This window comes from Chromobacterium sp. Panama, from assembly GCF_003052555.1.
Lineage (GTDB): Bacteria > Pseudomonadota > Gammaproteobacteria > Burkholderiales > Chromobacteriaceae > Chromobacterium.
This window is the reverse complement of the sequence record NZ_QARX01000001.1, coordinates 57,998-80,661: the sequence shown is the minus strand read 5'-3', so window position 1 is coordinate 80,661 and position 22,664 is coordinate 57,998. Positions and strand designations below refer to the sequence as shown.

Below are 22,664 nucleotides of genomic sequence, written 5' to 3'. Positions count from 1 at the left end.
CTATCCGGGAATGGCGTCGCCGTCCTTTCAGACAGCGACCGGCGCCGGCCTCCCGCGCGGGCGGGAACCTAAACCGGCGCAGGCAATCAGAGCATCACTCGATGACCTTGGGGACCAGGAACAAGCCCTTTTCCACTTGCGGGGCCACGGCCTGGAAAGCTTCGCGCTGATTGGTTTCGGTAACGATATCTTCGCGCAAACGCAAAGAGACATCCTGCGGATGGGCCATCGGCTCGATGCCGTCGGTGTTCACCGCCTGCATCTGTTCGATCAGGCCGAAAATATTATTGAGTTGCTTGCTTGTCGCGGCAATTTCCGCTTCATTGACATTGATGCGGGCAAGCTTGGCAATTCGTGCGACATCCTGATGCGTCAGCGACATGGTGTCCTCGTTCAAAACCTTTAATATTTCAAGCGTTATAGGGTATCATAGCCCGCTTGATTCTCCCAAGATCGACATCACGCCACGGCGTAATTTCGGCAACGCTTTCACCGCGCAGCCGACAGGCGGCAAGCCGCCGCGCCGGGGCCGGATCGTGCAGGCCTTATCGAACCGACACGGCGTCGGAAAATGATGCGCAAGGCCAGCGGGCGAAGCCGCTTAGCCGGCGTCGCCCAGTGGGCGCCAAGCGTCGTTTTGCCACGCGGCGGTTAGACTCGGGTCGTACGAGTAGACAACAAACAACAGATTAAGCGCGGACGCGACGGCGCGTCCGCCACATGACGAAAACTGACCAGGATCGCCCAATGTTTCGTTCGCTGACCGGATACTTCTCCAACGACCTCGCCATTGACCTTGGCACAGCCAACACCCTCATCTACATGCGCGCCAAAGGCATCGTGCTGGACGAGCCCTCGGTCGTCGCCATTCACAGCGACGCGCCCACCAACAAGAAATCCATCCTGGCCGTGGGCCTGGAAGCCAAGCGCATGCTGGGCCGCACCCCGGGCAGCATCCAGGCGATCCGCCCGATGAAGGACGGCGTGATCGCCGACTTCACCGTCACCGAACAGATGCTCAAGCAGTTCATCAAGAAGGTGAACCCCAACCGCTTCTTCGCCGCCAGCCCGCGCATCGTGATCTGCGTGCCCTGCGGCTCCACCCAGGTGGAACGCAAGGCGATCCGCGATTCGGCGCTGGCCGCCGGCGCGCGCCGCGTGGAACTGATCGAAGAGCCGATGGCGGCCGCCATCGGCGCCGGCCTGCCGGTTGAGGAGCCCACCGGCTCCATGGTGGTGGACATCGGCGGCGGCACCACCGAAGTCGGCGTGATCTCGCTGGGCGGCGTGGTGTACTCCAACTCCGTCCGCGTCGGCGGCGACAAGTTCGACGAAGCCATCATCAACTACATCCGCCGCAACTACGGCATGCTGATCGGCGAAACCACCGCCGAGGAAATCAAGAAGACCATAGGCTCCGCCTTCCCGGGCGCCGAAGTACGCGAAATGGAAGTCAAGGGCCGCAATCTGGCCGAAGGCATTCCGCGCGCCTTCACCGTGTCCTCCAACGAAATCCTGGAAGCGCTGACCGAGCCCTTGAACCAGATCGTATCCGCGGTGAAGATCGCGCTGGAACAGACCCCGCCGGAACTGGGCGCCGACATCGCCGACAAGGGCATGGTGCTGACCGGCGGCGGCGCGCTGCTGAAAGACATCGACCGCCTGCTGGCCGAAGAAACCGGCCTGCCGGTGTTCGTGGCCGAAGAACCGCTGACCTGCGTGGTGCGCGGCTCCGGCAAGGCGCTGGAGAAGATGGACAAGATTGGCACCATTTTCACCAACGTCCCCTAACCGGAACGACCGACGACCGCCTGAGCCCGGCTCCGGCGGCGGCGGCCGCTCGTAAAGCAAGCGATGATGGCGGGCGCGCGACAAGCGCGCCCGTTTTTGAAGCACAGCGCCCCGCGTCAAGGGGCGAGGTCTGAGCCGATGGACTTTGCCAACACCCCCAGCTTTTTCCGCTCCGGGCCGCCGCCCGGCGCGCGCTTGGCCATGGCCGTGGCCGCCTCGGTGGCGCTCCTGGTCGGCGACAGCTATTTCGGCCTGATGGAACAGGCGCGCGAAGCCACCTCGCTGGCGCTGTACCCGGTGCAGCGCGCGGTGAACATGCCGGCGCAGGCGATGCGCCACGTCAGCGATTTTCTCAGCTCCCAAACCGAACTGAAGCAGGAAAACACCGCCTTACGCGTGCGCCAGTTGGAAATGTCTGCGCAGCTGTCACGGCTGCAAACCCTGCAGCGCGAGCTGGACGAGGTGCGCAAGCTCAACGGCATCAAGTCCAGCTACCACCAGCAGGCGCAGATGGCGGAAACCCTGTACACCGGCCGCGATCCGTTTTCCTACAAAATCATCATCGACAAGGGCAGCGACGCCAATCTGAAAGCCGGCCAGCCGGTGGTGGACGCCAGCGGCCTCTTGGGCCAGGTCACCCGGGTGCAGCCGCTGACCGCGGAAGTGACCCTGGTCATAGACAAGAACCAGATGGTGCCCGTGATGGTGGCCCGCACCGGCCAACGCGCCATCCTGTACGGCTACGGCGGCGGCGTGGAAATCCGCTACCTGCCGCAAAGCGCGGACATCAAGGACGGCGACCACATCGTCACCTCCGGCGTGGACGGCGTTTATCCGGCCGGCATCCCCGTGGCCCGCGTAACCCGGGTGGAGCGCAACCAGGGCGCCACCTTCGCCCGCATCGCCACCGCGCCCTTGGCCGGCGTGCAGCAAACCCGCTACATGCTGGTGCTGGGCGACAAGCAGGCGCCGCCGCGCCCGCCGGAACCGGCCCCTATCGTCAAAAAGAGCAGGGGCGGCAAGAAAGCCGCCGCCGAGGAGTAAGCCCCGATGACGTTCGAGCGCCCCAAGGAACTGCTCAAACCGGTGAAGCGCCGCTTCATCCTGTTCACCTTCATCTTCGCCGTCCTGATCGAGTTGATCCCGCTGCCGCACGGCAGCACGCGCTGGCTGCCGGATTTCATCGGCATGCTGATCCTGTACTGGGTGATCAACCAGCCGCGCCGGGTCAATATCGGCACCGCCTTCTTGCTGGGCCTGGTGGCCGACATCTCCACCGCGGGATTGTTCGGCCAGCACGCGCTGGCCTATTCGATCACCGCCTATCTGGCCTTGGCGCGCCAGCGCCAGGTGGTGATGTTCAACCTGGGCCAGCAGACGCTGGTGGTGCTGGGCCTGCTGCTGACCAACCAGCTGATCATGGTGGTGGTGCGCATGCTCACCGGCTCCGCCTTCGTCGGCTGGGGCTATTTCCTGCCGCCCTTGATCGGCGCCCTGCTATGGCCGCTGCTGACCAAGCTGATGCTGATGCCCTACCGCCATAACGCGGTCTAGCGCCGCGGACCGTCCATGCCTCAACCCACCCGCTTCAAGAACCCGCAGGCCGAAGACAGCCAGTTCCAGCTGCGCCTGATCGTCGCTTACGCGCTGATCGTGCTGATGTTCCTGGTGCTGCTCACGCGCTTCATCTGGCTGCAAGTGCTGCAGCACGAACACTTTTCCACGCTGGCCCAGAACAACCGCATCTCGCTGGTCCCCATCCTGCCCAACCGCGGCCTGATCCTGGACCGCAACGGCGTGGTGCTGGCGCAAAACTACTCCGCCTACACGCTGGAGCTGACGCCCAGCAAGATCGCGGACCTGGCCGCCACCGAGGCCGAACTGCGCAAGCTGGTGGACATCACCCCGCGCGACGAGCGCCAGTTCAAGCGCCTGCTGATCGAGAGCAAGAACTTCGAATCCATCCCGCTGAAAACCAAGCTCAGCGAGGAAGAGGCCGCGCGCGTCGCCGCCCAGTCCTGGCGCTTTCCCGGCGTGGAGGTCAAGGCGCGGCTGTTCCGCGACTATCCGTTCAAGGAAATGACCAGCCATGTGCTCGGCTATATCGGCCGCATCAACCAGCGCGATAAGGAAAGGCTGGAAGAAGAAGAGAAAACCGCCAATTACAAGGGCTCCAACTACATAGGCAAGACCGGCCTGGAGGCGGTGTACGAGGACGATCTGCACGGCAAGGTCGGCTTCGAGGAAGTGGAAACCGACTCCGGCGGCCGCGCGGTGCGCTCGCTGCGACGCACGCCGCCGGTCAACGGCAACACCTTGAAGCTGGCGCTGGACATCCGGCTGCAGGAAATGGCGGACAAACTGTTCGGCAGCCGCCGCGGCGCGCTGGTGGCGATAGAACCGTCCACCGGCGGCGTGCTCGCCTTCCTGTCCAAGCCGGGCTTCGACCCCAATCTCTTCATCGACGGCATCGACACCCAGACCTGGACCAATCTGAACAGCGACTGGCAGAAGCCGATGATCAACCGCGCGCTGCGCGGCACCTATCCGCCCGGCTCCACCTTCAAGCCCTTCATGGCGATGGCCGCTTTGGAAAACCACGCCATCGGCATGCGCGACATCCGCCCGGCGCCCGGCTACTTCACCCTGCCCGGCTCCAGCCACCAGTTCCGCGACAGCAAGAAGGCCGGCAACGGCATGATCAATCTGCAGCGCGCGATCGAAGTCTCCAGCGACACCTTCTTCTACAAGCTGGCCTGGGACATGGGCATAGACAAGATCCACCCGGCGCTGGCGCAGTTCGGCCTGGGCAGCAAGAGCGGCATCGACCTGGACGGCGAATCCATCGGCGTGCTGCCGTCCAAGGAGTGGAAGGCCCGCCGCTTTTCCCGCTACAAGGAAGAGTTCCGCCGCTGGTATCCGGCCGACGTGGTCAGCATCGGCATCGGACAGGGCTTCAACGCCTACACCCCGCTGCAAATGGCCAACGCCACCGCCATCATGGCCAACGACGGCCAGGTGTTCAAACCGCACCTGGTCCAGCAAGTGGTGGACACCCGCAGCGGCAAAGCGCGCATCATTGAACCGATGCCCACCCGCCAGATCCCGTTCAAACCGGAAAACTTCGAATACGTGAAGCGCGGCATGGAAGGCGTGATGACGCGCGGCACCGGCGCGCGGCTGGGCGTGGGCCTGCAGTACTCGATGGCGGGCAAAACCGGCACCGCTCAAGTGGTGCAGATCAAACAGGGCGCCAAGTACAACGCCTCCGCGCTGGCCGAGCAATACCGCGACCACAGTTGGTTCATCGCCTTCGCCCCGGTGGACAAGCCTCGCATCGCCGTGGCGGTGATCGTGGAGAACGCCGGCTTCGGCGCCGCCGCCGCCGCGCCCATCGTGCGCGCGCTGTTCGATTACTACTTGCTGGGCAAAGTGCCGAAAGACATCGAAGGCACGCTGAAGACCATGCCCACCGACACCGCCAACGACAATGCAGACCTCTCTAATTAAACGCGTCTGGGAACAGGTCAAAGAGCCGCTGGACGGCTGGCTGATGCTATTCCTGGGCATGATCTTCGTAGTCAGCATGGTGCTGCTGTACTCGGCCAACAACCAGTCCTTCGACAAGATAGACAATAAGCTGATCTACACCAGCCTGTCGCTGATCATCATGTGGATCATCGCCCGCATGCGGCCACAAAGCATCATGAACTTCGCGCCGCCCATCTACGGCCTGGGCGTGCTCCTGCTGCTGGCCGTCCACTTCAAGGGCGTCACCGTCAACGGCTCCACCCGCTGGCTGGAACTGGGCATTACCCGCATCCAGCCGTCCGAGATCATGAAGATCGCGCTGCCGATGATGCTGGCCTGGTTCTTCCAGAAATACGAGCTGTCGATGCGCTGGTGGCACTATCTGGTGGCCGCCTTGCTGATGGCCGTGCCCAGCGCGCTGGTGCTGAAGCAGCCGGACCTGGGCACCACCCTGCTGATCGCCGCCGCCGGCCTCTTCGTGCTGTTCTTCGCCGGCCTGCCGTGGAAAGTGATCTTCGCCGGCATCGGCCTGGGCGCGGCCAGCTTGCCCATCGTCTGGAACCTGCTGCACGACTACCAGCGCCGCCGGGTGCTGACCATGATAGACCCCACCACCGACCCGCTGGGCGACGGCTACCACATCATCCAGTCCATGATCGCCATCGGCTCCGGCGGCCCCTGGGGCAAGGGCTGGCTCAACGGCACCCAGACCCACCTCGATTACATCCCGGAACGCACCACCGACTTCATCTTCGCCGTGTATTCAGAGGAATTCGGCCTGGCCGGCAATGTGCTGCTGCTGACGCTCTACCTGCTGGTGCTCAGCCGCGCGATGATGATCACCGCCAGCGCGCAAACGCTGTACGGCCGGCTGATGGCAGGCTCCATCACCCTGTCCTTCTTCGTCTACGCCTTCGTCAATATGGGCATGGTGTCCGGCATCCTTCCGGTGGTGGGCGTGCCGCTGCCCTTCATGTCCTACGGCGGCACCGCCACCGTCACCCTGTTCGTCGGCATGGGCATGCTGATGAGCATCAGCAATCTAAAACGCTGAGAGCCTGTTTACGATCTCGCGAACAAGAGCGAGACAAGGCGAAAACGGGCGAAAAAGCGGAATGTACACGTGGTACATGAGCATTTTGAGCTCGGTTTCAACGCCGTATCGCCGACGCGCAGCAGATCGTAAACAGGTTCTTTACGTCATACCCGGAAGGTTTCCGACTTGACGAAGGCAAGCAAAATCGCAAGCCTATAGCATTCCGGCGCCGCCGCGCGCCGCCATCCCGCATTCATGCCAGAGGAAACGCCACCGCATGCGCATCAAGACCCTGAGCCTGCTGCTCGCCCTGTCCCTGGGCCACACCTTGCCGGCCATCGCCGCCGAACCCGCCGCCGCCAGCCAAAGCCAGCTGCAAGCCTACACCAGCGTGGAAGGCGTCACCGAATACCGGCTGCCCAACGGCCTGCGCGTCCTGCTGGCGCCGGACGCCTCCAAGCCCACCACCACCGTCAACATCACCTATCTGGTGGGCAGCCGCCACGAAAGCTATGGCGAAACCGGCATGGCCCACTTGCTGGAGCACATGCTGTTCAAGGGCACGCCCAGCAGCGGCAATCTGATGCAGGAGCTGGGCAAGCGCGGCATGCAGTTCAACGGCACCACCTTCCTGGACCGCACCAACTACTACGAAACCTTCCCCGCCAGCGACGCCAATCTGCGCTGGGCGCTGGAGATGGAAGCGGACCGCATGGTCAACAGCAAGATCGCCAGGAGCGATCTGGACACCGAGTTCTCAGTGGTGCGCAATGAAATGGAGATGGGGGAGAACAATCCCCGCCGCGTGCTGTGGAAGCAGATGACCGCAGTCAGTTACGACTGGCACAACTACGGCCACAACACCATAGGCGCGCGCTCGGACGTGGAAAAGGTCCGCATCGACAATCTGCAGGCCTTCTACCGCAAGTACTACCAGCCGGACAACGCGGTGCTGATGATCAGCGGCAAGTTCGACCCGGCGGCGACGCTGGCCGTCGTTCAGCAGGCCTTCGGCAAGATCGCCAAGCCGCAGCGCCAGCTGACGCCGACCTGGACCGAAGAACCGCAGCGCGACGGCGCGCGCGAACTGACCGTGGAGCGCGTCGGCGACACCCAGCTGGCCGCGGTGCTCTATCCGATCTCCGCCGGCAGCCACCCGGACGCGGCCGCCGTCCTCGCGCTGGCCGACATTCTGGCCAGCACGCCCAACGGCCGGCTGTACCAGGCGCTGGTGGGCGGCAAGAAAGCCGTAGGCGTCGAGGCCTGGCCCTTTGCGCTGGCCGAACCCGGCTACATCATTTTCTGGGCAGAATTGAACAAGGGACAGAAGCTGGCCGACGCGCGCCAGGCCCTGCTCGCCGCCATCGAAGGCTTCAAGAGCAAGCCGGTGACCGAGGCCGAACTCAAGCGCGCCAAGGCCAGCCTGCTCAATGAGATCGACAAGACCTTGAACGATCCGCAGCAGTTGGCGGTGGAAATGTCCGAAGCCATCGCCAAAGGCGACTGGCGATTGTTCTTCCTGACCCGCGACCGCATCGAGGCGCTGAGCGTCAAGGACGTGGAACGGGCGGCCGAGAACTACTTCAAGCCGTCCAACCGCACCTACGGCCAGTTCGTGCCCACCGCCAAACCGGAACGCAGCGTGATCCCGGCCACGCCGGACGTGGCCAAGCTGGTGGACGGCTACAAGGGCCGCGCCGCGATCAGCCAGGGCGAAGCCTTCGACCCCAGCCCGGCCAATATCGACGCCCGCACCGAGAAAACCACGCTCGCCAACGGCGCCAAGCTGGCCTTGCTGGCCAAGAAGACCCGCGGCGAAACCGTCAACGGCAGCTTCAGCCTCGCCTTCGGCGACGAGAAAAGCCTGTTCGGCCGCGGCGCCGTTCCCGGCCTCGCCGCCGACATGCTGGAGCGCGGCAGCGGCAAACTCAGCCGCGCCGAAATCAGCAATCGCCTGGACCAATTGAAAGCCAAGCTCAGCATCTCCGGCTCCGGCCAAGAAGTCAGCGTGGACTTTGAAACCACCCGCACGCATCTGCCGGCCTTGCTGGACCTGATCGCCGGCCTGCTCAAGCAGCCCAGCTTCCCGGAACGGGAGTTCGAACTGCTGCGCAAGGAGGAACTGACCGCCATCGACGCCCAGCGCAACGAGCCTCAGGCCATGGCCACCCAGGCCGTGGGCCAGGCGCTCAATATCTATCGCAAGGGCGATCTGCGCTACCGTCCGACGCTGGACGAGGCCGCCGCCGAATTGAAAGCCGCCAAGCTGGACGATCTGAAGCGCTTCCACCGCCAGTTCTACGGCGCCAACCACGCCCGCTTCGCCCTGGTCGGCGACTTCGACGCCAAGGCGGCGCAAAGCCAGCTGCAAAAGCTGTTCGGCGGCTGGAACAGCCCTGTGGCGTACAGCCGCGCACCCAGCCAGCTGCCGCCGGCCAAACCGGGCCAGCGGCAATTGCTGGCCAAGGACAAAGCCAACGCCTTCTACCTGGCCACCGCGCCGCTGGCGATGCGTGACAGCGACGCGGACTACCCGGCGATGCTGGTCGCCAACAAGATTCTGGGCGGCGGCGTCAAATCGCGGCTGTTGGACCGCCTGCGCCAGAAAGACGGCATCAGCTACTACGCCGGCAGCCAGTTCAAGGCCGGCAGCTTCGAGCCGGTGGCCAGCCTGAGCCTGGTGGCCATTTACGCGCCGCAGAATCTGGACAAGCTGAAACAGGGGGTGGCCGAGGAATTGACCCACTTCATCCGCGACGGCGTCAACGCCACCGAGCTGGCCGACGCCAAGAAAGCGCTGCAGCAGGAAAGGGAGATCGCCCGCGCCCAGGACGGCGCGCTGAGCGGCGCTCTGGACGGCCAGTTGCAGATCGGCCGCGGCATGGACTTCAACGCCAAGGTGGACGCCGCCATCGCCGCGCTGACGGTGGAGCAGGTCAACGCCGCGCTGCGCAAGCATATAGACCCGGCCCAGTTGTTCCAGGTCTACGCCGGCGACTTCAAAACCCCCTGATCCGGCCTTGCGCCGACCCGCCTCAGCCGTTCGGGGGCGGGTCGGCGTCTCGCGCTGGCGGCTCCGCCTCGCCCGCGGCGGCGTCCGCCGCCGGCAGGTCCGGCAAGGGCCGGCCGTCCCGGCCGAACAGGCGCAACTGACGCGGCAGGTCGTGCTCGTCCGCCAGCTTGACGCCGACGCCGACCAGACGCACCGGCCGCCGTCCGCGCTCGAATCCCACTCGCAGCAGTTCCCCGAAACGCGCCGACGACAGTTGTCCGCCGGCGTGTTCCACCGTGGTCTGGTTGAAATCGTCGAACTTGAGCTTGACCGACAAGCCCTTGAACGCGGGATTGCCGCTGCGCGCGATGCGCGCGCTCAAGCGGTCTATCAGCTCCGGCAGCTTGGACAGACAGGCGGCGACGTCGGGCAGGTCCACCGCATAGGTCTCCTCGACGCTGATCGATTTGCGGCTGCGGTCGGTGGACACCGGCCGTGGATCCACGCCGCGCGCCAGCTCGTGGAGACGCTCGCCGAAACGGCCGAAGTGACGCAGCAGATCGGCCAGCTCCCAGGCCAGCATATCGCCGCAGCGCCGTATGCCCAGCTCGTTCAGCCGCTGCGCGGTGACCCGGCCCACGCCGTGTATCTTCTCCACCGGCAGCGCGGCGACGAAGCCGGCCACGTCTTGAGGCCGGATCAGGAATTGCCCGTCCGGCTTGTTCCAGTCGCTGGCCACCTTGGCCAGGAATTTGTTGGGCGCGATGCCGGCCGAGGCGGTGATGCCCACCTCCTCGCGGATCTGGCGGCGTATCGCCTCCGCCATCCGCGTGGCGCTGCCCTGCTCATGCGGCTGACCCGTCACATCCAGATAGGCCTCGTCCAGCGACAAGGGCTCGATCAAGGGCGTGTAGCGCTCGTAGATGCGCATGATCTTCTGGCTGGCTTCGCGGTAGCGCGCCATATCGGGCGGCAGAATCAGCAGATCGGGGCACAGGCGCAGCGCGCGCGCCGACGACATCGCCGAGCGCACGCCGTAGCGGCGCGCGATGTAATTGCAGGTGGCGATCACGCCGCGGCTTTCCGGCCGCCCGCCCACCGCCAGCGGCAAAGGCCGCAAGGCGGGATCGTCGCGCATCTCGATGGCGGCGTAGAAACAATCGCAATCGACATGGATGATTTTGCGCAGCGGCTCGCTCATAGCGACGGCCGGGTCAGGAAACGGCGCCGTCGCTATGGCCCAGCGAACGCTGCGGCGCCACCCGGTCGCGCACCCGCTGCTTCAGCAGCTTGATGTCGGGGAAACCGCCGTCGGCCTTGCGGTCCCACAGCAGCTCGCCGTCCAGTTCGACGCGGAACACGCCGCCGCTGCCGGGCTGCAAGGCCACTTCCGCCAATTCCTTCTCGAAGGTGGTCAGCAGCTCCTGCGCCATCCAGGCGGCGCGCAGCAGCCAGCGGCAGCCGGTGCAGTATTCAATGCTCAGGCGCGGAGATTTGGCGGGGGGGATAGAGGGTGTCATGCGGGAAAACGCGGTCGGCAAGAAGATGGCTGACAGCATACATCATGGGAGGGGAAAGGAACTGCCGGCGTCCCTGGATTTTGTTGTGTGCGGGCGCAAGCGCTCGCTCCTCCATCGTTTCTCTCTTTGTGCAGACTTGGCGTTTTGACCTTGTTCAGGGCGCCGGCAGTGGCAATGACGTCTTGTTCTCAACACATTCCCGAGGCCAAGTCTGCCCAGTCGCCGGCGCGGGGTAAAGCATTTACTCCAGCCCGCGCCGATTGCTGCACTGCACGATGTAACTTCGGCGCAACGTTACCGGTAGCATCGCGCCTTGCCGTTCAATGCGCGTGCTCGGCCGGCGCGGCGGCGGCCACGCCGTCTTCCACCACCACTTCCACGGTCACGCTGCCCGCTTTCTCGAATCGCAATGTCAGCGGAAAGCGGTCGCCCACGCGCAGCGGCTGCTTCAGGCCCATCAGCATCACGTGATAGCTGCCGGGCGCGAACTTGACTTCCTGGCCTGCGGCCACGGCCACGCCGCCGGCCACTTCGCGCATGCGCATCACGCCCTTGTCGTTGATGTGGGTGTGCAGTTCGGCCTTGTCCGCGCGCGGCGTGCTGGCGGACAACAGTTTGTCCGCGGCCTTGCCGCGATTGCTCAGCGACAGGTAAACGCCGCCGGTGGGGCTGCTTTCCGGCATCGCCCGGCTCCATGGATGGCCGATCTTCATATCGCCCAGCTTGAATTCGTGCGCCATCGCGCCGGCGCTCAGCAGGCACAGGCCCAACAGGGCGCTCAATGTCTTTTGCATAATGGATTCCTCGGGTTTTCCGCACTCTAGCACAGCCGCCGCAGGCAGCTGTGCGGCATAATGCCACAGCCAATGTCATGCCGCGCGCGCTTCGCGCCGCCGGCCGCAGAATTTCCCTTGTCACTTGCCCGCGGCCTCAGGCAGACTGCGTCCATTCCATGTAATGTTCGCTTCATCAGCGTAGTGCCATGCTCAAGACGTTGTCGCTCCAATTCCTGTTCGGCGGGCTGCTCAGCCTGATCACCATCACCAACCCGCTATCCAAGATTCCGCTGTTCATCACCCTGACCCGCGAGATGAGCGACTCTGCGCGCGACAATCAGGCGCGCCGCGCCTGCGTGTTCGCAGCCGCCATCATGGTGGTCAGCCTGCTGGCCGGCAACGTGATCATGTCCGCCTTCGGCATTTCCTACGGCGCGCTGCGCATTTCCGGCGGCTTCGTCGTCGCCGTGCTCGGCTACCGCATGCTGTTCCTGTCTCAGGATCCGGGCAACGCGCCCAAGACCGGCGAACGCGAGGACTACGCCTTCTTCCCGCTGGCCATGCCCGGCATCAGCGGCCCCGGCACCATCGCCGTGGTCATCGGCATTTCCACCGAGATCGCCGAACTGACCACGCTGCCGGCCAAGGCGCTGGCCTTCGCGATGACCTTCGCCGCCATCGGCGGCACCTGCTTCGGCATGTGGCTGACGCTGAAATCCTCGCAGCTGATCGCCCAGCGTCTGGGCCGCGGCGGCCGCGAAGTGATGACGCGGCTGATGGGCTTTTTGCTGATCTGCATCGGCGTGCAGTTCGTCGGTTCCGGCATCCGCACCTTCATGGCCGGCTCCTAAGGCCGGCCGCGACGCCCCGCCATGTCCCGCCCGGCGTCCGATCGTTCCGATTTCTTCCGCGCCGACGATATCGGCGCCTTGGAATGCCTGGACGCCAGCTACGCCCAAAGAGTGTTTCCGCCGCATTTTCATGAAGAATACGTGGTCAACGCGCTGACCCTGGGCGCTCAGTCCTACCGCCACCGCGGCGGCACCCACCGCGCCGGCGTCGGCGCGCTGGTGCTGATCAATCCCGGCGAAGTGCATACCGGCGAAACCGCCGACGCGCGCGGCTGGGCCTATCGCGGCTTCTATCCGTCCGCGGACTTCCTCCAAAAGCTGGCCGCCGACATCAGCGGCGACGCCCACGCCCGGCCTTACTTTCGCGACACCGTGGTGCTGGACGCGCCGCTGGCCGCCGGCATGGACCAGCTGCATCGCCTGCTGCGCGACAGCCGGGACCGGCTGCTGCGCGAATCTGCGTTGCAGCGCATGTTCGGCGCAGTGCTGCAACGCCATATGCAGGTGCGCGGCCAGACGCAGGCGGCCGCCCCCCGCGCGGTGGAGCTGGCGCGGCAAATGCTGGCCGACGCCGTCAGCGACAATCTGTCGCTGCAGACGCTGGCGGAAGCGGCCCAGCTCTCGCCCTGGCAGCTGTGCCGCCAGTTTCGCCAGCACTTCGGCCTGCCGCCGGTGGCTTGGCGCAATCAGCTGCGCGTCAATCGCGCGCGCCAATTGCTGGCGCAGGGACAAACGCCCGGCGCGGTGGCGCTCAGCCTGGGCTTCGCCGACCAGGCCCATCTGACCCGCGCCTTCCGCCACACCGTGGGCCTGGCGCCGGCCGCCTATCAACGCGCGCTGGGCCTGCGCCGCTGAGAACCTGTTCAAAGTCTGCTGCGCTTCAGCGATACGGCGTTAAAAACAAGCTCAAAATGCTCATGTACCAGCTGTACATTCCGCTTTTTCGCTCGTTTTCGCCTTGTCTCGCCCTTGCTCGCGAGACTTTGAACAGGCCCTGAGAAGCAGCTCAAAGCCACGCGGCCATCCCCCGCAAAATCGTTCAAGACGGCGGCCGGTTTCGGCGGCATGATGAATCCATCTCATTGCCGCAAGGATACGCCCCGATGACCCGCCCCACCCCCGCCGCCTGGGCCTTGCAAGGCGCGCGCGACAGCCTGCCCATGCTGATAGGCGCCGCGCCCTTCGGCGTGATTTTCGGCACCTTGGCCATCGCCGCCGGGCTCAGCCCGCTGAGCACCCAAGCCATGTCCTTGCTGGTGTTCGCCGGCTCCTCGCAATTCATCGCCGTCAGCCTGGTGGCCGCCGGCGCCGCGCTGCCGGTGATCTGGCTGACCACTTTCGTGGTCAATCTGCGCCACGCGCTCTACAGCGCCACCCTCTTGCCTTACGCGCGGCAATGGCCGCTGGCCTGGCGCTGGCCGCTGGCGTTCTGGCTCACCGACGAAACCTTCGCCGTGGTCGAACACCGTTTCCGCACCCAGGCCGCGGCCGGCGGCCAGTGGTATTGGCTGGGCTCCTCGCTGGCGATGTACGGCAATTGGCAGGCGTGGACGCTGGCCGGCGTGCTGCTGGGGCGCTCGGTGCCGGGGCTGGCGCAGCTGGGCCTGGACTTCGCCATGGTGGCCACTTTCGCCGCCATCGTCGCGCCGCAATTGAAAAAGCGACCCACGCTGGCGGCCGCGGCGGTAGCCGGCCTGACCGCGCTGCTGGCGCGCGGCCTGCCCTACAAGCTGGACCTGATGCTGGCGGCGCTGCTCGGCGTCGGCGCCGGACTCTTGCTGGAAGGCAAGCGCAAGGAGGCGGCATGAACCATTGGTGGATGATTTTCGGCATGCTGGCGGCCACTTTGCTGATCCGCGCCAGCTTTCTGGTGTTCGGCCAGCGGCTGGCCTTCCCGGACTGGCTGAACCGCGCGCTGCACTATGTGCCGGCGGCGGTGCTGTCGGCGCTGGTGGCGCCGATGGCGCTGGCCCCGACCGGGCGCATTGATCTGTCGCTGGGCAACGCCTATCTGATCGGCACTCTGGTCGCCATCGCGGTGGCGTGGAAGAACGGCAAGACCCTGCTCGCCATTGTGGTCAGCTTTATCGTCTACGGCTTGCTGCGCTGGCTCTAAGAATCTGTTTACGATCTGCTGCGCTTCGGCGAGATGGACGGAACGGGCTTAAGAGCCGCTCGCAACGCCTCGCGGAGAAGCCGAGCCAAGGCGCGCCGGCGCAGGCCGTACAAGGGGTGCGGCCAGGAGGCGCAAGCAGGATCAGGGGTTTGCTTAGCGGGTCTAAGCCGCCAGCAGACCCAGCGCCGCCAGGCCCGCTTTTTCCTCTTCGCGCAAGGTCAGGATGCGGCAGCCGTCGGCGGTGACCAGGAGGGTGTGCTCGAACTGAGCCGACAGGCTGCGGTCCCGCGTCACCACCGTCCAGCCGTCCGGCAACACCTTCACGTCCTTGCCGCCCTGATTGATCATCGGCTCGATGGTGAAGGTCATGCCGGCCTCCAGCTTGAGCCCTTGGCCGGGCCGGCCGTAATGCAGCACTTGCGGCTCCTCGTGCATGGCGGCGCCGATGCCGTGGCCGCAATACTCGCGCACCACGCTATAGCCCTGCGCCTCGGCGTGCTGCTGGATCGCGTGGCCGATGTCGCCCAGCGTCGCGCCCGGGCGGACCTTGGCGATGGCCAGATACAGGCAACGCTGGGTGACGTCCACCAGGCGCTGGGCGTACGGGCTGATCTCGCCGACGGCGAAGGTCTTGCTGCTGTCGCCGTAATAGCCGTCCTTCAGCACCGTGACGTCGACGTTGACGATGTCGCCGCGCTTCAGGCGCTGCCGCTCGGACGGCCAGCCGTGGCACACCACCTGATTGACCGAGGTGTTGACGCTGAACGGGAAGCCGTACTGCCCCTTGCTGCCCGGCCGCGCGCCCAATCGCTCGACGATGTAACGCTCGCAAAAGGCGTCGATCTCCAGCGTGCTGACCCCGGGCCGGATCTTCTCCTCCACCGCCTGCAGCACTTGCGCGGTCAGGGCGCCGGCCAAGATCATGCCCTGGATGTCGGACTCGGTTTTAATCATGGCCGCTCCCCTTTCTTGCCCATGCCAACGGCAAAGCGAATCAGATATTGTATACCAGCACCAGGCTGATCAGAATGGGCGCCGCCCAGCAATAGATGAAGCGCACGCCGGCGCTCAGCGCCGCGGGCAACTGCAGCTCGGCGCGCATGGTCGGCCAGATCACCCAGCCGGCGAAGCAGGCGGTGCCGATGCCGCCCAGCGGCAGCAGGATGTTGGACGCGGTGTAGTCCATCAGCTCGAACACATTGCGGCCGAACAGCTTCCAGTCCGCCAAGGGCCCGAAGGACAGTGCCGCCGGAATGCCGGCGCAAAACACCAGCAGGCAGATCAGCAGCGTCGCCTTGCGCCGGCCTACGCCCCACTCGTCGATGGGAAACACCGCCACCAGTTCCAGCAGGGACACCGAGGAGGTCAGCGCCGCCATCAGCAGCAGCAGAAAGAAGGCCGCCGCCAGGGCTTGGCCGAAAGGCAGGTGGTTGAACACCACCGGCATGGTCATATAGGTCAGGCCCGGTCCGGCCTGAGGGTCCAGCCCAAAGGCGTAGATCGCAGGAAAGATCATCAGGCCGGCCAAGACCGAGGTCAGCGTGGTCAGGCCGGTCACCCACAGCGCGGCGCCCGCCAGTTTCGCGTCCCGGCCCAGATAGGAGCCGTAGGCGATCATGCAACCGGCGCCCACCGACAAGGAAAAGAAGGCCAGGCCCAGCGCTTCCACCAGCATGCCCGGCGTCACCTTGGAGAAATCCGGCGTCAGCAAGGCCGCCACGCCGGCCCCTGCGCCCGGCAAGGTCAGCGAGCGGGCGATCAGGCCCAGCATTAGCAGGAACAGCAGCGGCATCAACACCTTGCCGGCGCGCTCAATCCCCTTTTGCACCCCGCACATCACCACTAGCAGCGTCAGACCGGTGAACAGGGCGTGAGTCAGCAGGGATTCGAAGGGATCGGACACGTAATCGCCGAACAAGCGCGCCAGCGCCGCCGGGTCGTTGCTCATCACCCGGCCGTCCACCGCGCGCAGCAGATAGCCCAGCGTCCAGCCGCCCACCACGCTGTAGAAGGAAAACACCAGGAAACCGCACAGCACGCCGGCGTAGCCCACCAGCTTCCAGCGGCGCGAACCCAGCCGCGCGAAGGCGCTCACCGCGCCGCAGGCCGCCGCGCGGCCGATGGCGATCTCGGCCAGCAGCAAGGCGATGCCCAGCGTGAAGGTCAGCAATAGATAGATCAGCAGAAACGCGCCGCCGCCGTTCATCGCGGTGACGTAGGGAAACTTCCAGATGGAGCCCAGGCCGACCGTGGCGCCGGCCGAAGCCAGAATGAAACCGAGGCGGGAACCCCATTGTGTGCGAGACATGACAACTCCTGAGTCAGAACAATTTGCCGCCGCACGGGGTAACGCTGGATACAACAAGGCCGCCCATGACGGCGGCCCGGAAAACAGATGCGAACATCCCTGGCGCGCCGATTAGCTGCGCCACCACCACGTTTTGGTCTGGAATGGGATCGTTTGCTTCATAAGCGTGGAAGCATGCCGGTTTACGCCCCAGTACGTCAAGCCCGGCATGCGGATTCACGCCTTGTCGACGGCCAGACCGGCCGCGTCCGCCCCCGGCCGCTTCAGCCGGAAACCCAGCCACAGGACCAGCAGCCAGGCCGGCAAAACGTACACCGACACCGCCACCCCCGGCGTGAACAGCATCACTCCCAGGATCATCAACATGAAGGCCAGGCACAGCCAATTGGAGAACGGATGCCACAGCGAGGCGAACACCAGCTTGCGGCCGCCCTGGGCGCGGCGGAACTTCATGTGAGTCAGGCTGATCAGCGCCCAGTTGATCACCAGGGCGGTGACCACCAGCGACATCAATAAGGCCAGCGCGCCGCTGGGCAGCAGGTAATTGAGCACCACGCCGGCGAAGGTCGCCAACGCCGACAACAAGGTGGCGTTGACCGGCACCCCGCGCTTGTCCAGCCTGGCCATGCTCTTGGGCGCATTGCCCTGCTGAGCCAGGCTGAACAGCATGCGGCTGGTGGCGTAGACGCCGCCGTTGTACACCGACAAGGCCGCGGTCAACACCACGAAATTAAGCCCGTGAGCGGCGAAGCCGGCGCCGATCTGCTCGAAAATCATCACGAAGGGGCTGCCGCCGGCGGCCACCTTGCTCCACGGATACAGGGACAACAGCACCAGCAGCGAGCCGATGTAGAAAATCAGCACGCGGTAGATCACCTGATTCACCGCTCTGGGAATGGTTTTCTGCGGGTCCTGGGTCTCCGCCGCCGCCATGCCGATCAGCTCCAAGCCGCCGAAGGAGAACATGATCACCGCCATCGTCATGAACAGGCCGCCTACGCCGTGCGGAAAGAAGCCGCCGTCGCTCCACAGATTGCTCACCGAAGCCTGCGGGCCGCCCTTGCCGGACAAGAGCAGATAGCCACCGAACACGATCATCGCGATCACCGCGCCCACCTTGATCAGCGCGAACCAGAACTCCGTCTCGCCATAGTATTTGACGCTGCTCAGATTGACGCCGGTGATCGCCGTGAAGAAGACCAGCGCGGTGACCCAGGTGGGCACATCCGGCCACCAATAGCGCACGTACTCGCCTGCGGCCGTCAGTTCGGCCATGCCGGCCAGCACATACAGCGCCCAGTAATTCCAACCGGACAGGAAGGCCGGAAACTTGCCCCAGTAACGACCGGCGAAATGGCTGAGCGAGCCGGCCACCGGCTCTTCGGCCAGCATCTCGCCCAATTGGCGCATGATCAGGAAAATGATGAAGCCGGCGACGGCGTAGCCGAGAATCATCGCCGGTCCGGCCGCTTTCAACACGCTGGCCGAACCCAGGAACAGACCGGTGCCGATCGCGCCGCCCAGCGCGATCAATTGGATATGGCGGTTTTTCAGCTCGCGCTTCAAACCGGTGGAAGTGGGGGTAACGCTCACCTTGGCGCCTCCTGCCGATGGAAAGCTGTTTACGATCAGCGGCGCGCGGCGATACGGCTTTGAATCCGGCTTGGCATTGCTCGTGCGCCATGCGCGCATTCCGCTTTCTCAGCCGCAAAACCTTGTCTCGCCCCAGCTCGCGCAATCGTAAGCAGGCTCTCTTGTGAATGGGACGGTATTGCTTCATCAATGCAGCAAGGCCCTCACCACCCGTCAATCAGACAAAAAGTCCAAAAAGCAAGCAAGACATCCTTATTACATACATCAACTTCAAACAAACCACGTTCAGACTAAACAAAATACGACAAAAGGTCAAAAACCTTTTTCAAAACATCTGGTGATGATTCATAAGACCATCATCAACACCAAGCAAATTAGACAATAAGTCTAATTAAATGCGAATCGAGGCGGCGGACCGCGCGGGGCAAAAAGCAGGGCCGCCCGAATAAGGCGGCCCTGCCGATACGCTCGCTGCGCGAGCGTCGTGAAAACACTCAGGAGGTCTGGCGCACGGGCTCCCCCGCCGGCGCGCCCTTGGCTTTGGCGCGATAGCCCACCCACAGCAGCCCCAGCCATATCGGCAACACATAGACCGATACCGCGGCGCCCGGGGTCAGCAGCAGGATCAACAGAATCATCGCCATGAAAGCCAGGCAGATCCAATTGGTCAGCGGGAACCAGAAGGACTTGAACACCAGTTGCTCGCCGGCTTCGACCTTGGCGCGGCGGAACTTCAAATGCGTCAGGCTGATCATCGCCCAGTTGGTCACCAGCGCGGCCACCACCAGCGACATCAGAATGCCCAAGGCCTCGCCCGGCAGCACATAGTTCAGGATCACGCAGGCGAAAGTGGCCAACGCCGACACCAGGATCGCCGGCACCGGCACGCCGCGCTGGTCCACCTGCATCAAGGCCTTGGGCGCGTTGCCCTGTCTGGCCAGGCCATACAGCATGCGGCTATTGGCGTAAACGCTGCTGTTGTACACCGACAGCGCCGCGGTCAGCACCACGAAGTTGAGCAGATTGGCGGTCAGCCCGGAACCGATTTGCTGGAAGATCATCACGAAGGGGCTGCCGCCGGACGCCACCTTGCTCCACGGGTACAGCGACAGCAGCACCACCAGCGAACCGATGTAGAAGATCAGGATGCGGTAAATCACCTGGTTCACAGCCTTGGGAATGGTGGTGCGCGGGTTATCCGCCTCGGCCGCGGTCAGGCCAATCAGTTCCAGGCCGCCGAAGGAGAACATGATCACCGCCATCATCATGAACAGGCCGCTGAAACCATGCGGGAAGAAGCCGCCATCGCTCCACAGATTGCTGAACGAGGCTTGCGGACCGCCGGTGCCGGTCAGCAGCAGGTAGCCGCCGAACAGAATCATGGCAATCACCGCCACCACCTTGATCAGCGCGAACCAGAACTCCGCCTCGCCGTAAACCTTGACGTTGGCCAGATTGATGCCGTTGATACAGACGAAGAACACCAGCGCCGACACCCAGGCGGGGACATGCGGCCACCAGTACTGGACATAGGCGCCGACGGCGGTGAGTTCCGCCATGCTGACCAGGATGTACAGCACCCAGTAGTTCCAGCCGGACAGGAAGCCGGCGAAATCGCCCCAGTAACGGTAGGCGAAGTGGCTGAACGAGCCGGCCACCGGCTCCTGGGCCACCATTTCGCCCAACTGGCGCATGATCATGAAGGCGATCAGGCCGGCGACGGCATAACCCAGAATCATGGACGGACCGGCGGCCTTCAGCACGCTGGCCGAGCCCAAGAACAGGCCGGTGCCGACCGCGCCGCCCAAGGCGATCAATTGGATGTGGCGGTTTTTCAAACCGCGCTTCAAACCGGCTTCGGTGGAGATATCAGTCAAGGCTGCCCCCTAAAATCATCATTTTCCAGCAACATTAATACCAACAGCATGACAATTCAGGCAAGCCGCTTCGTTTCTGTTGCAAACATCAACAAGCTGGACATTAAGCACTCATGCTCGCCTCGCGTCAAATGAATACATTGGATTTTTATGCCTTAATAGCGTCATATATTGGATACAATGAAATTAAATTCGATTATTTAAACAAAAACTTTGCTCTAATTGCTCAATTACCTGCAGACTACTGCAAATTTCTGCCACGCCCTCCATCGCGGGGTCTAACATGCCATTTTGCATATAAGCAAGCGTTCACTCGCTGATATATTGATTTAAATCAAATTGCTAGCGCCGCTGCAACACCGGAGCCGCCGCCGCAAACGCTAACGATTCGCCACTTTTAGTAACAAATGGAAAACATTTGATTTGCAACTGTCTGCCACCATGAAGTGTCTGAATTTCATCTCACTCATCATGATTACGGCCGCATAGACGGCCCGCTTTTGGAGACGAACCATGAAACAATCCTTGTTGATCGCCAGCGTGCTAGGCGGCGGCATCGCGCTCGGCGGCCTGGGCGTGGCCGGCTATCAAGCCGTGAAATCCAATCCTCAGACCGCGGCCGCGCCGCAACAAACCGCCAGCGCGCCGCCGGCCGCATCCGCCGCGATGGCGGTGCTGCCGCCCGCCGTGGCCTCCGCCCCGGCGGTCGTTGCCGCGGCCGCGCCCGTCGCAGCCGCCCAAGCGGCCAAGCCGGCGGAGAAAACCGCCGAACCCAGCGCGCCGGCCAAGCCGGCCGCTCCGGTCCACGCCACCCATGCCCGCATCCTGGCGGTGACGCCGATCAAGGAAACCGTCAACGCGCCCAAGCAGGTCTGCCATCAGGAGCAGGTCACCCATCAGGCGCCGGTCCAGGATCAAAACCGCATCGCCGGCTCGGTGATAGGCGGCGTGATCGGCGGCGTGCTGGGCAATCAGGTGGGCGGCGGCAACGGCAAGAAGGCCGCCACCGTGATCGGCGCCCTGGCGGGAGGCCTGGCCGGCAACAAGGTGCAGGAAGGCATGCAGCAACGCGATCAGGTCAACAGCACCCAGACCATTTGCAATGAAGTGAACGAAAGCAGCGAGAAGGTCGTCGGCTACGACGTCAAGTACTCGCTGGACGGCAAGACCGGCACCGTGCGCATGGATCGCAAGCCCAAGGGCAAGACCTTGCCGGCCAAGAACGGCAAGGTGCTGGTTTAGCATCCTGCTGTAGCGTTGCGCCGACTGGCTCAGCGCTGACGCTGATGCTTGCTAGCCACGCAGGCTGGCAAGACCATGCCACGCAAAAGCGGACCTCCCGGTCCGCTTTTTTCATGCCCTCAGCGCCAGCGCGCCGCGGCCGCCTCCGCCTCTTCCGGCGGGCCGAACAAGACCGTCCAGCGATCTTTCCAGTTGGGCGCGCGCCAGGCTTCCCGCAACATATCGCGCCATTCCACCACGCTGACCCATAGCGGATTGAAGCTGTTCACCGGCTTGACCGTACCGTAGTCGCAGGGATCGTCGGCGCTTTCCTCCACATAGGTGCCGAACAGGCGGTCCCAGACCACCAGCACGCCGGCGTAGTTGTGATCGATGTAGCGCGGATTCTTGGCATGGTGGCCGCGATGGATGGACGGGGTGTTGAGAACGTATTCCAGCCAACCCAGCTTGGGGCAGGCCTGGGTATGCACGAAGAACTGGAAGGCCAGGTTCAGCAACACCACGCCGACCACCTGCTCCGGCGGAAAGCCCAGCCAGGCCAGCGGCAGCCAGAACGCCCACATGCCGGCCAGCGGATACATCAGGCTCTGGCGGAAGGCGGTGGTGAAATTCATCCGGGTGGAGCTGTGGTGCACGCTGTGGGCGGCCCACAGCCAACGCACGCGGTGGCTGACGCGATGGAACCAGTAATAGAGAAAATCCTGGCCGATGAACAACAGCAGGAAGCTGAGCCAGGATTCGGAAAATTGAAACAGCCGGTGTTCTTGGAAAATCCACGCGTACAAGGGCAGCGCCAGCACCCAGGCCAGCTTGTCCGCCCCCTGGTGCAGCAAGCCCAGACAGGCGCTGCACACTGAATCGCGCCAATCGTACAGACTGAGCCGGCCCTGCCGGCGCAAATGCCACAACTCGCCGGCGACGAAGGCCAGGAACACCGGCGCCATCGCCAACAACAGCAGCTGAATATCGAACTTCATCACGGCCTCCCGCTTGGGCAAGGCGTTTGCGTCAGGGGCAAACACTTGATTGGA

Annotated in this window: 20 protein-coding genes; 11 read left to right on the top strand and 9 right to left on the bottom strand. The window is 64.1% G+C overall.

The features are described 5' to 3' along the window. Positions 1-94: 94 nt before the first annotated feature. Positions 95-382: an Asp-tRNA(Asn)/Glu-tRNA(Gln) amidotransferase subunit GatC gene (gatC, locus tag DB032_RS00380; RefSeq protein ID WP_043592439.1), complete on the bottom strand. Its 288-nt coding sequence runs from the start codon at positions 380-382 to the stop codon at positions 95-97. A gap of 365 nt (positions 383-747) precedes the next feature. On the opposite strand from gatC, the gene DB032_RS00375 reads away from it, so the two are divergent. The 6 genes from DB032_RS00375 to DB032_RS00350 all read left to right on the top strand — a co-directional run bounded on the left by DB032_RS00375 (position 748) and on the right by DB032_RS00350 (position 9,371). Beyond that, positions 748-1,791: a rod shape-determining protein gene (locus DB032_RS00375; protein ID WP_043592385.1), complete on the top strand. Its 1,044-nt coding sequence runs from the start codon at positions 748-750 to the stop codon at positions 1,789-1,791. 138 nt (positions 1,792-1,929) lie between these two features. After that, entirely contained in the window at positions 1,930-2,835 is a 906-nt protein-coding gene (gene mreC, locus DB032_RS00370; RefSeq protein ID WP_107797809.1) for a rod shape-determining protein MreC, read from the top strand. A 6-nt stretch (positions 2,836-2,841) separates the two neighbouring features. Next, positions 2,842-3,345 (top strand): rod shape-determining protein MreD, encoded by a 504-nt coding sequence (gene mreD, locus DB032_RS00365; protein WP_107797808.1) that lies wholly within the window; start codon positions 2,842-2,844, stop codon positions 3,343-3,345. Between the two features lie 15 nt (positions 3,346-3,360). Then, entirely contained in the window at positions 3,361-5,301 is a 1,941-nt protein-coding gene (gene mrdA, locus DB032_RS00360) for a penicillin-binding protein 2 (protein WP_107797807.1), read from the top strand. Beyond that, on the top strand, positions 5,282-6,376 hold the full coding sequence (rodA, locus tag DB032_RS00355) for a rod shape-determining protein RodA (protein WP_107797806.1): 1,095 nt from the start codon (positions 5,282-5,284) through the stop codon (positions 6,374-6,376). The genes mrdA and rodA overlap by 20 nt, the downstream gene beginning before the upstream one ends. A gap of 259 nt (positions 6,377-6,635) precedes the next feature. Further along, positions 6,636-9,371: a pitrilysin family protein gene (locus DB032_RS00350; protein WP_107797805.1), complete on the top strand. Its 2,736-nt coding sequence runs from the start codon at positions 6,636-6,638 to the stop codon at positions 9,369-9,371. Between the two features lie 22 nt (positions 9,372-9,393). Here DB032_RS00350 and dinB read toward each other — a convergent pair whose 3' ends face one another. From dinB to DB032_RS00335, 3 genes are all read right to left on the bottom strand, one after another. Continuing rightward, complete coding sequence (gene dinB / locus DB032_RS00345) at positions 9,394-10,551, bottom strand: DNA polymerase IV (protein WP_107797804.1); 1,158 nt, start codon at positions 10,549-10,551, stop codon at positions 9,394-9,396. Between the two features lie 13 nt (positions 10,552-10,564). Further along, entirely contained in the window at positions 10,565-10,870 is a 306-nt protein-coding gene (locus DB032_RS00340) for a SelT/SelW/SelH family protein (protein ID WP_107801578.1), read from the bottom strand. 320 nt (positions 10,871-11,190) lie between these two features. After that, entirely contained in the window at positions 11,191-11,664 is a 474-nt protein-coding gene (locus tag DB032_RS00335; RefSeq protein WP_107797803.1) for a copper chaperone PCu(A)C, read from the bottom strand. A gap of 188 nt (positions 11,665-11,852) precedes the next feature. On the opposite strand from DB032_RS00335, the gene DB032_RS00330 reads away from it, so the two are divergent. The 4 genes from DB032_RS00330 to DB032_RS00315 all read left to right on the top strand — a co-directional run bounded on the left by DB032_RS00330 (position 11,853) and on the right by DB032_RS00315 (position 14,613). Further along, positions 11,853-12,497, top strand: coding sequence for a MarC family NAAT transporter (locus DB032_RS00330; RefSeq protein ID WP_048408368.1), 645 nt, complete (start codon positions 11,853-11,855; stop codon positions 12,495-12,497). A 21-nt stretch (positions 12,498-12,518) separates the two neighbouring features. Then, positions 12,519-13,352, top strand: a complete 834-nt coding sequence (locus DB032_RS00325; RefSeq protein ID WP_107797802.1) for an AraC family transcriptional regulator — start codon at positions 12,519-12,521, stop codon at positions 13,350-13,352. 248 nt (positions 13,353-13,600) lie between these two features. Continuing rightward, positions 13,601-14,305, top strand: a complete 705-nt coding sequence (locus DB032_RS00320; protein WP_107797801.1) for an AzlC family ABC transporter permease — start codon at positions 13,601-13,603, stop codon at positions 14,303-14,305. Beyond that, positions 14,302-14,613, top strand: coding sequence for an AzlD domain-containing protein (locus tag DB032_RS00315; RefSeq protein ID WP_107797800.1), 312 nt, complete (start codon positions 14,302-14,304; stop codon positions 14,611-14,613). The genes DB032_RS00320 and DB032_RS00315 overlap by 4 nt, the downstream gene beginning before the upstream one ends. Positions 14,614-14,775: 162 nt before the next feature. Here DB032_RS00315 and map read toward each other — a convergent pair whose 3' ends face one another. The 4 genes from map to DB032_RS00295 form a co-directional block, all read right to left on the bottom strand. Next, a complete protein-coding gene (gene map / locus DB032_RS00310) occupies positions 14,776-15,567 on the bottom strand; it encodes a type I methionyl aminopeptidase (protein ID WP_107797799.1) in 792 nt (263 codons plus the stop codon). Positions 15,568-15,607: 40 nt separating this feature from the next. Then, the gene (locus DB032_RS00305; protein WP_107797798.1) at positions 15,608-16,921 is read right to left on the bottom strand and encodes a sodium-dependent transporter; all 1,314 of its coding nucleotides are present in this window, start codon (positions 16,919-16,921) and stop codon (positions 15,608-15,610) included. A 216-nt stretch (positions 16,922-17,137) separates the two neighbouring features. Beyond that, positions 17,138-18,514 (bottom strand): amino acid permease, encoded by a 1,377-nt coding sequence (locus tag DB032_RS00300; protein WP_233246631.1) that lies wholly within the window; start codon positions 18,512-18,514, stop codon positions 17,138-17,140. Positions 18,515-19,008: 494 nt separating this feature from the next. Beyond that, positions 19,009-20,391 carry an amino acid permease gene (locus tag DB032_RS00295; protein WP_107797796.1) on the bottom strand — a complete coding sequence of 461 codons (1,383 nt, stop codon included), beginning with the start codon at positions 20,389-20,391 and terminating at the stop codon, positions 19,009-19,011. A 513-nt stretch (positions 20,392-20,904) separates the two neighbouring features. Between DB032_RS00295 and DB032_RS00290 the strand changes: the two genes are divergently transcribed. Further along, positions 20,905-21,633: a glycine zipper 2TM domain-containing protein gene (locus DB032_RS00290; RefSeq protein WP_199225782.1), complete on the top strand. Its 729-nt coding sequence runs from the start codon at positions 20,905-20,907 to the stop codon at positions 21,631-21,633. A 119-nt stretch (positions 21,634-21,752) separates the two neighbouring features. On the opposite strand, the gene DB032_RS00285 is transcribed toward DB032_RS00290, so the two are convergent. After that, positions 21,753-22,610 (bottom strand): sterol desaturase family protein, encoded by an 858-nt coding sequence (locus tag DB032_RS00285; protein ID WP_107801575.1) that lies wholly within the window; start codon positions 22,608-22,610, stop codon positions 21,753-21,755. Positions 22,611-22,664: the final 54 nt, after the last annotated feature.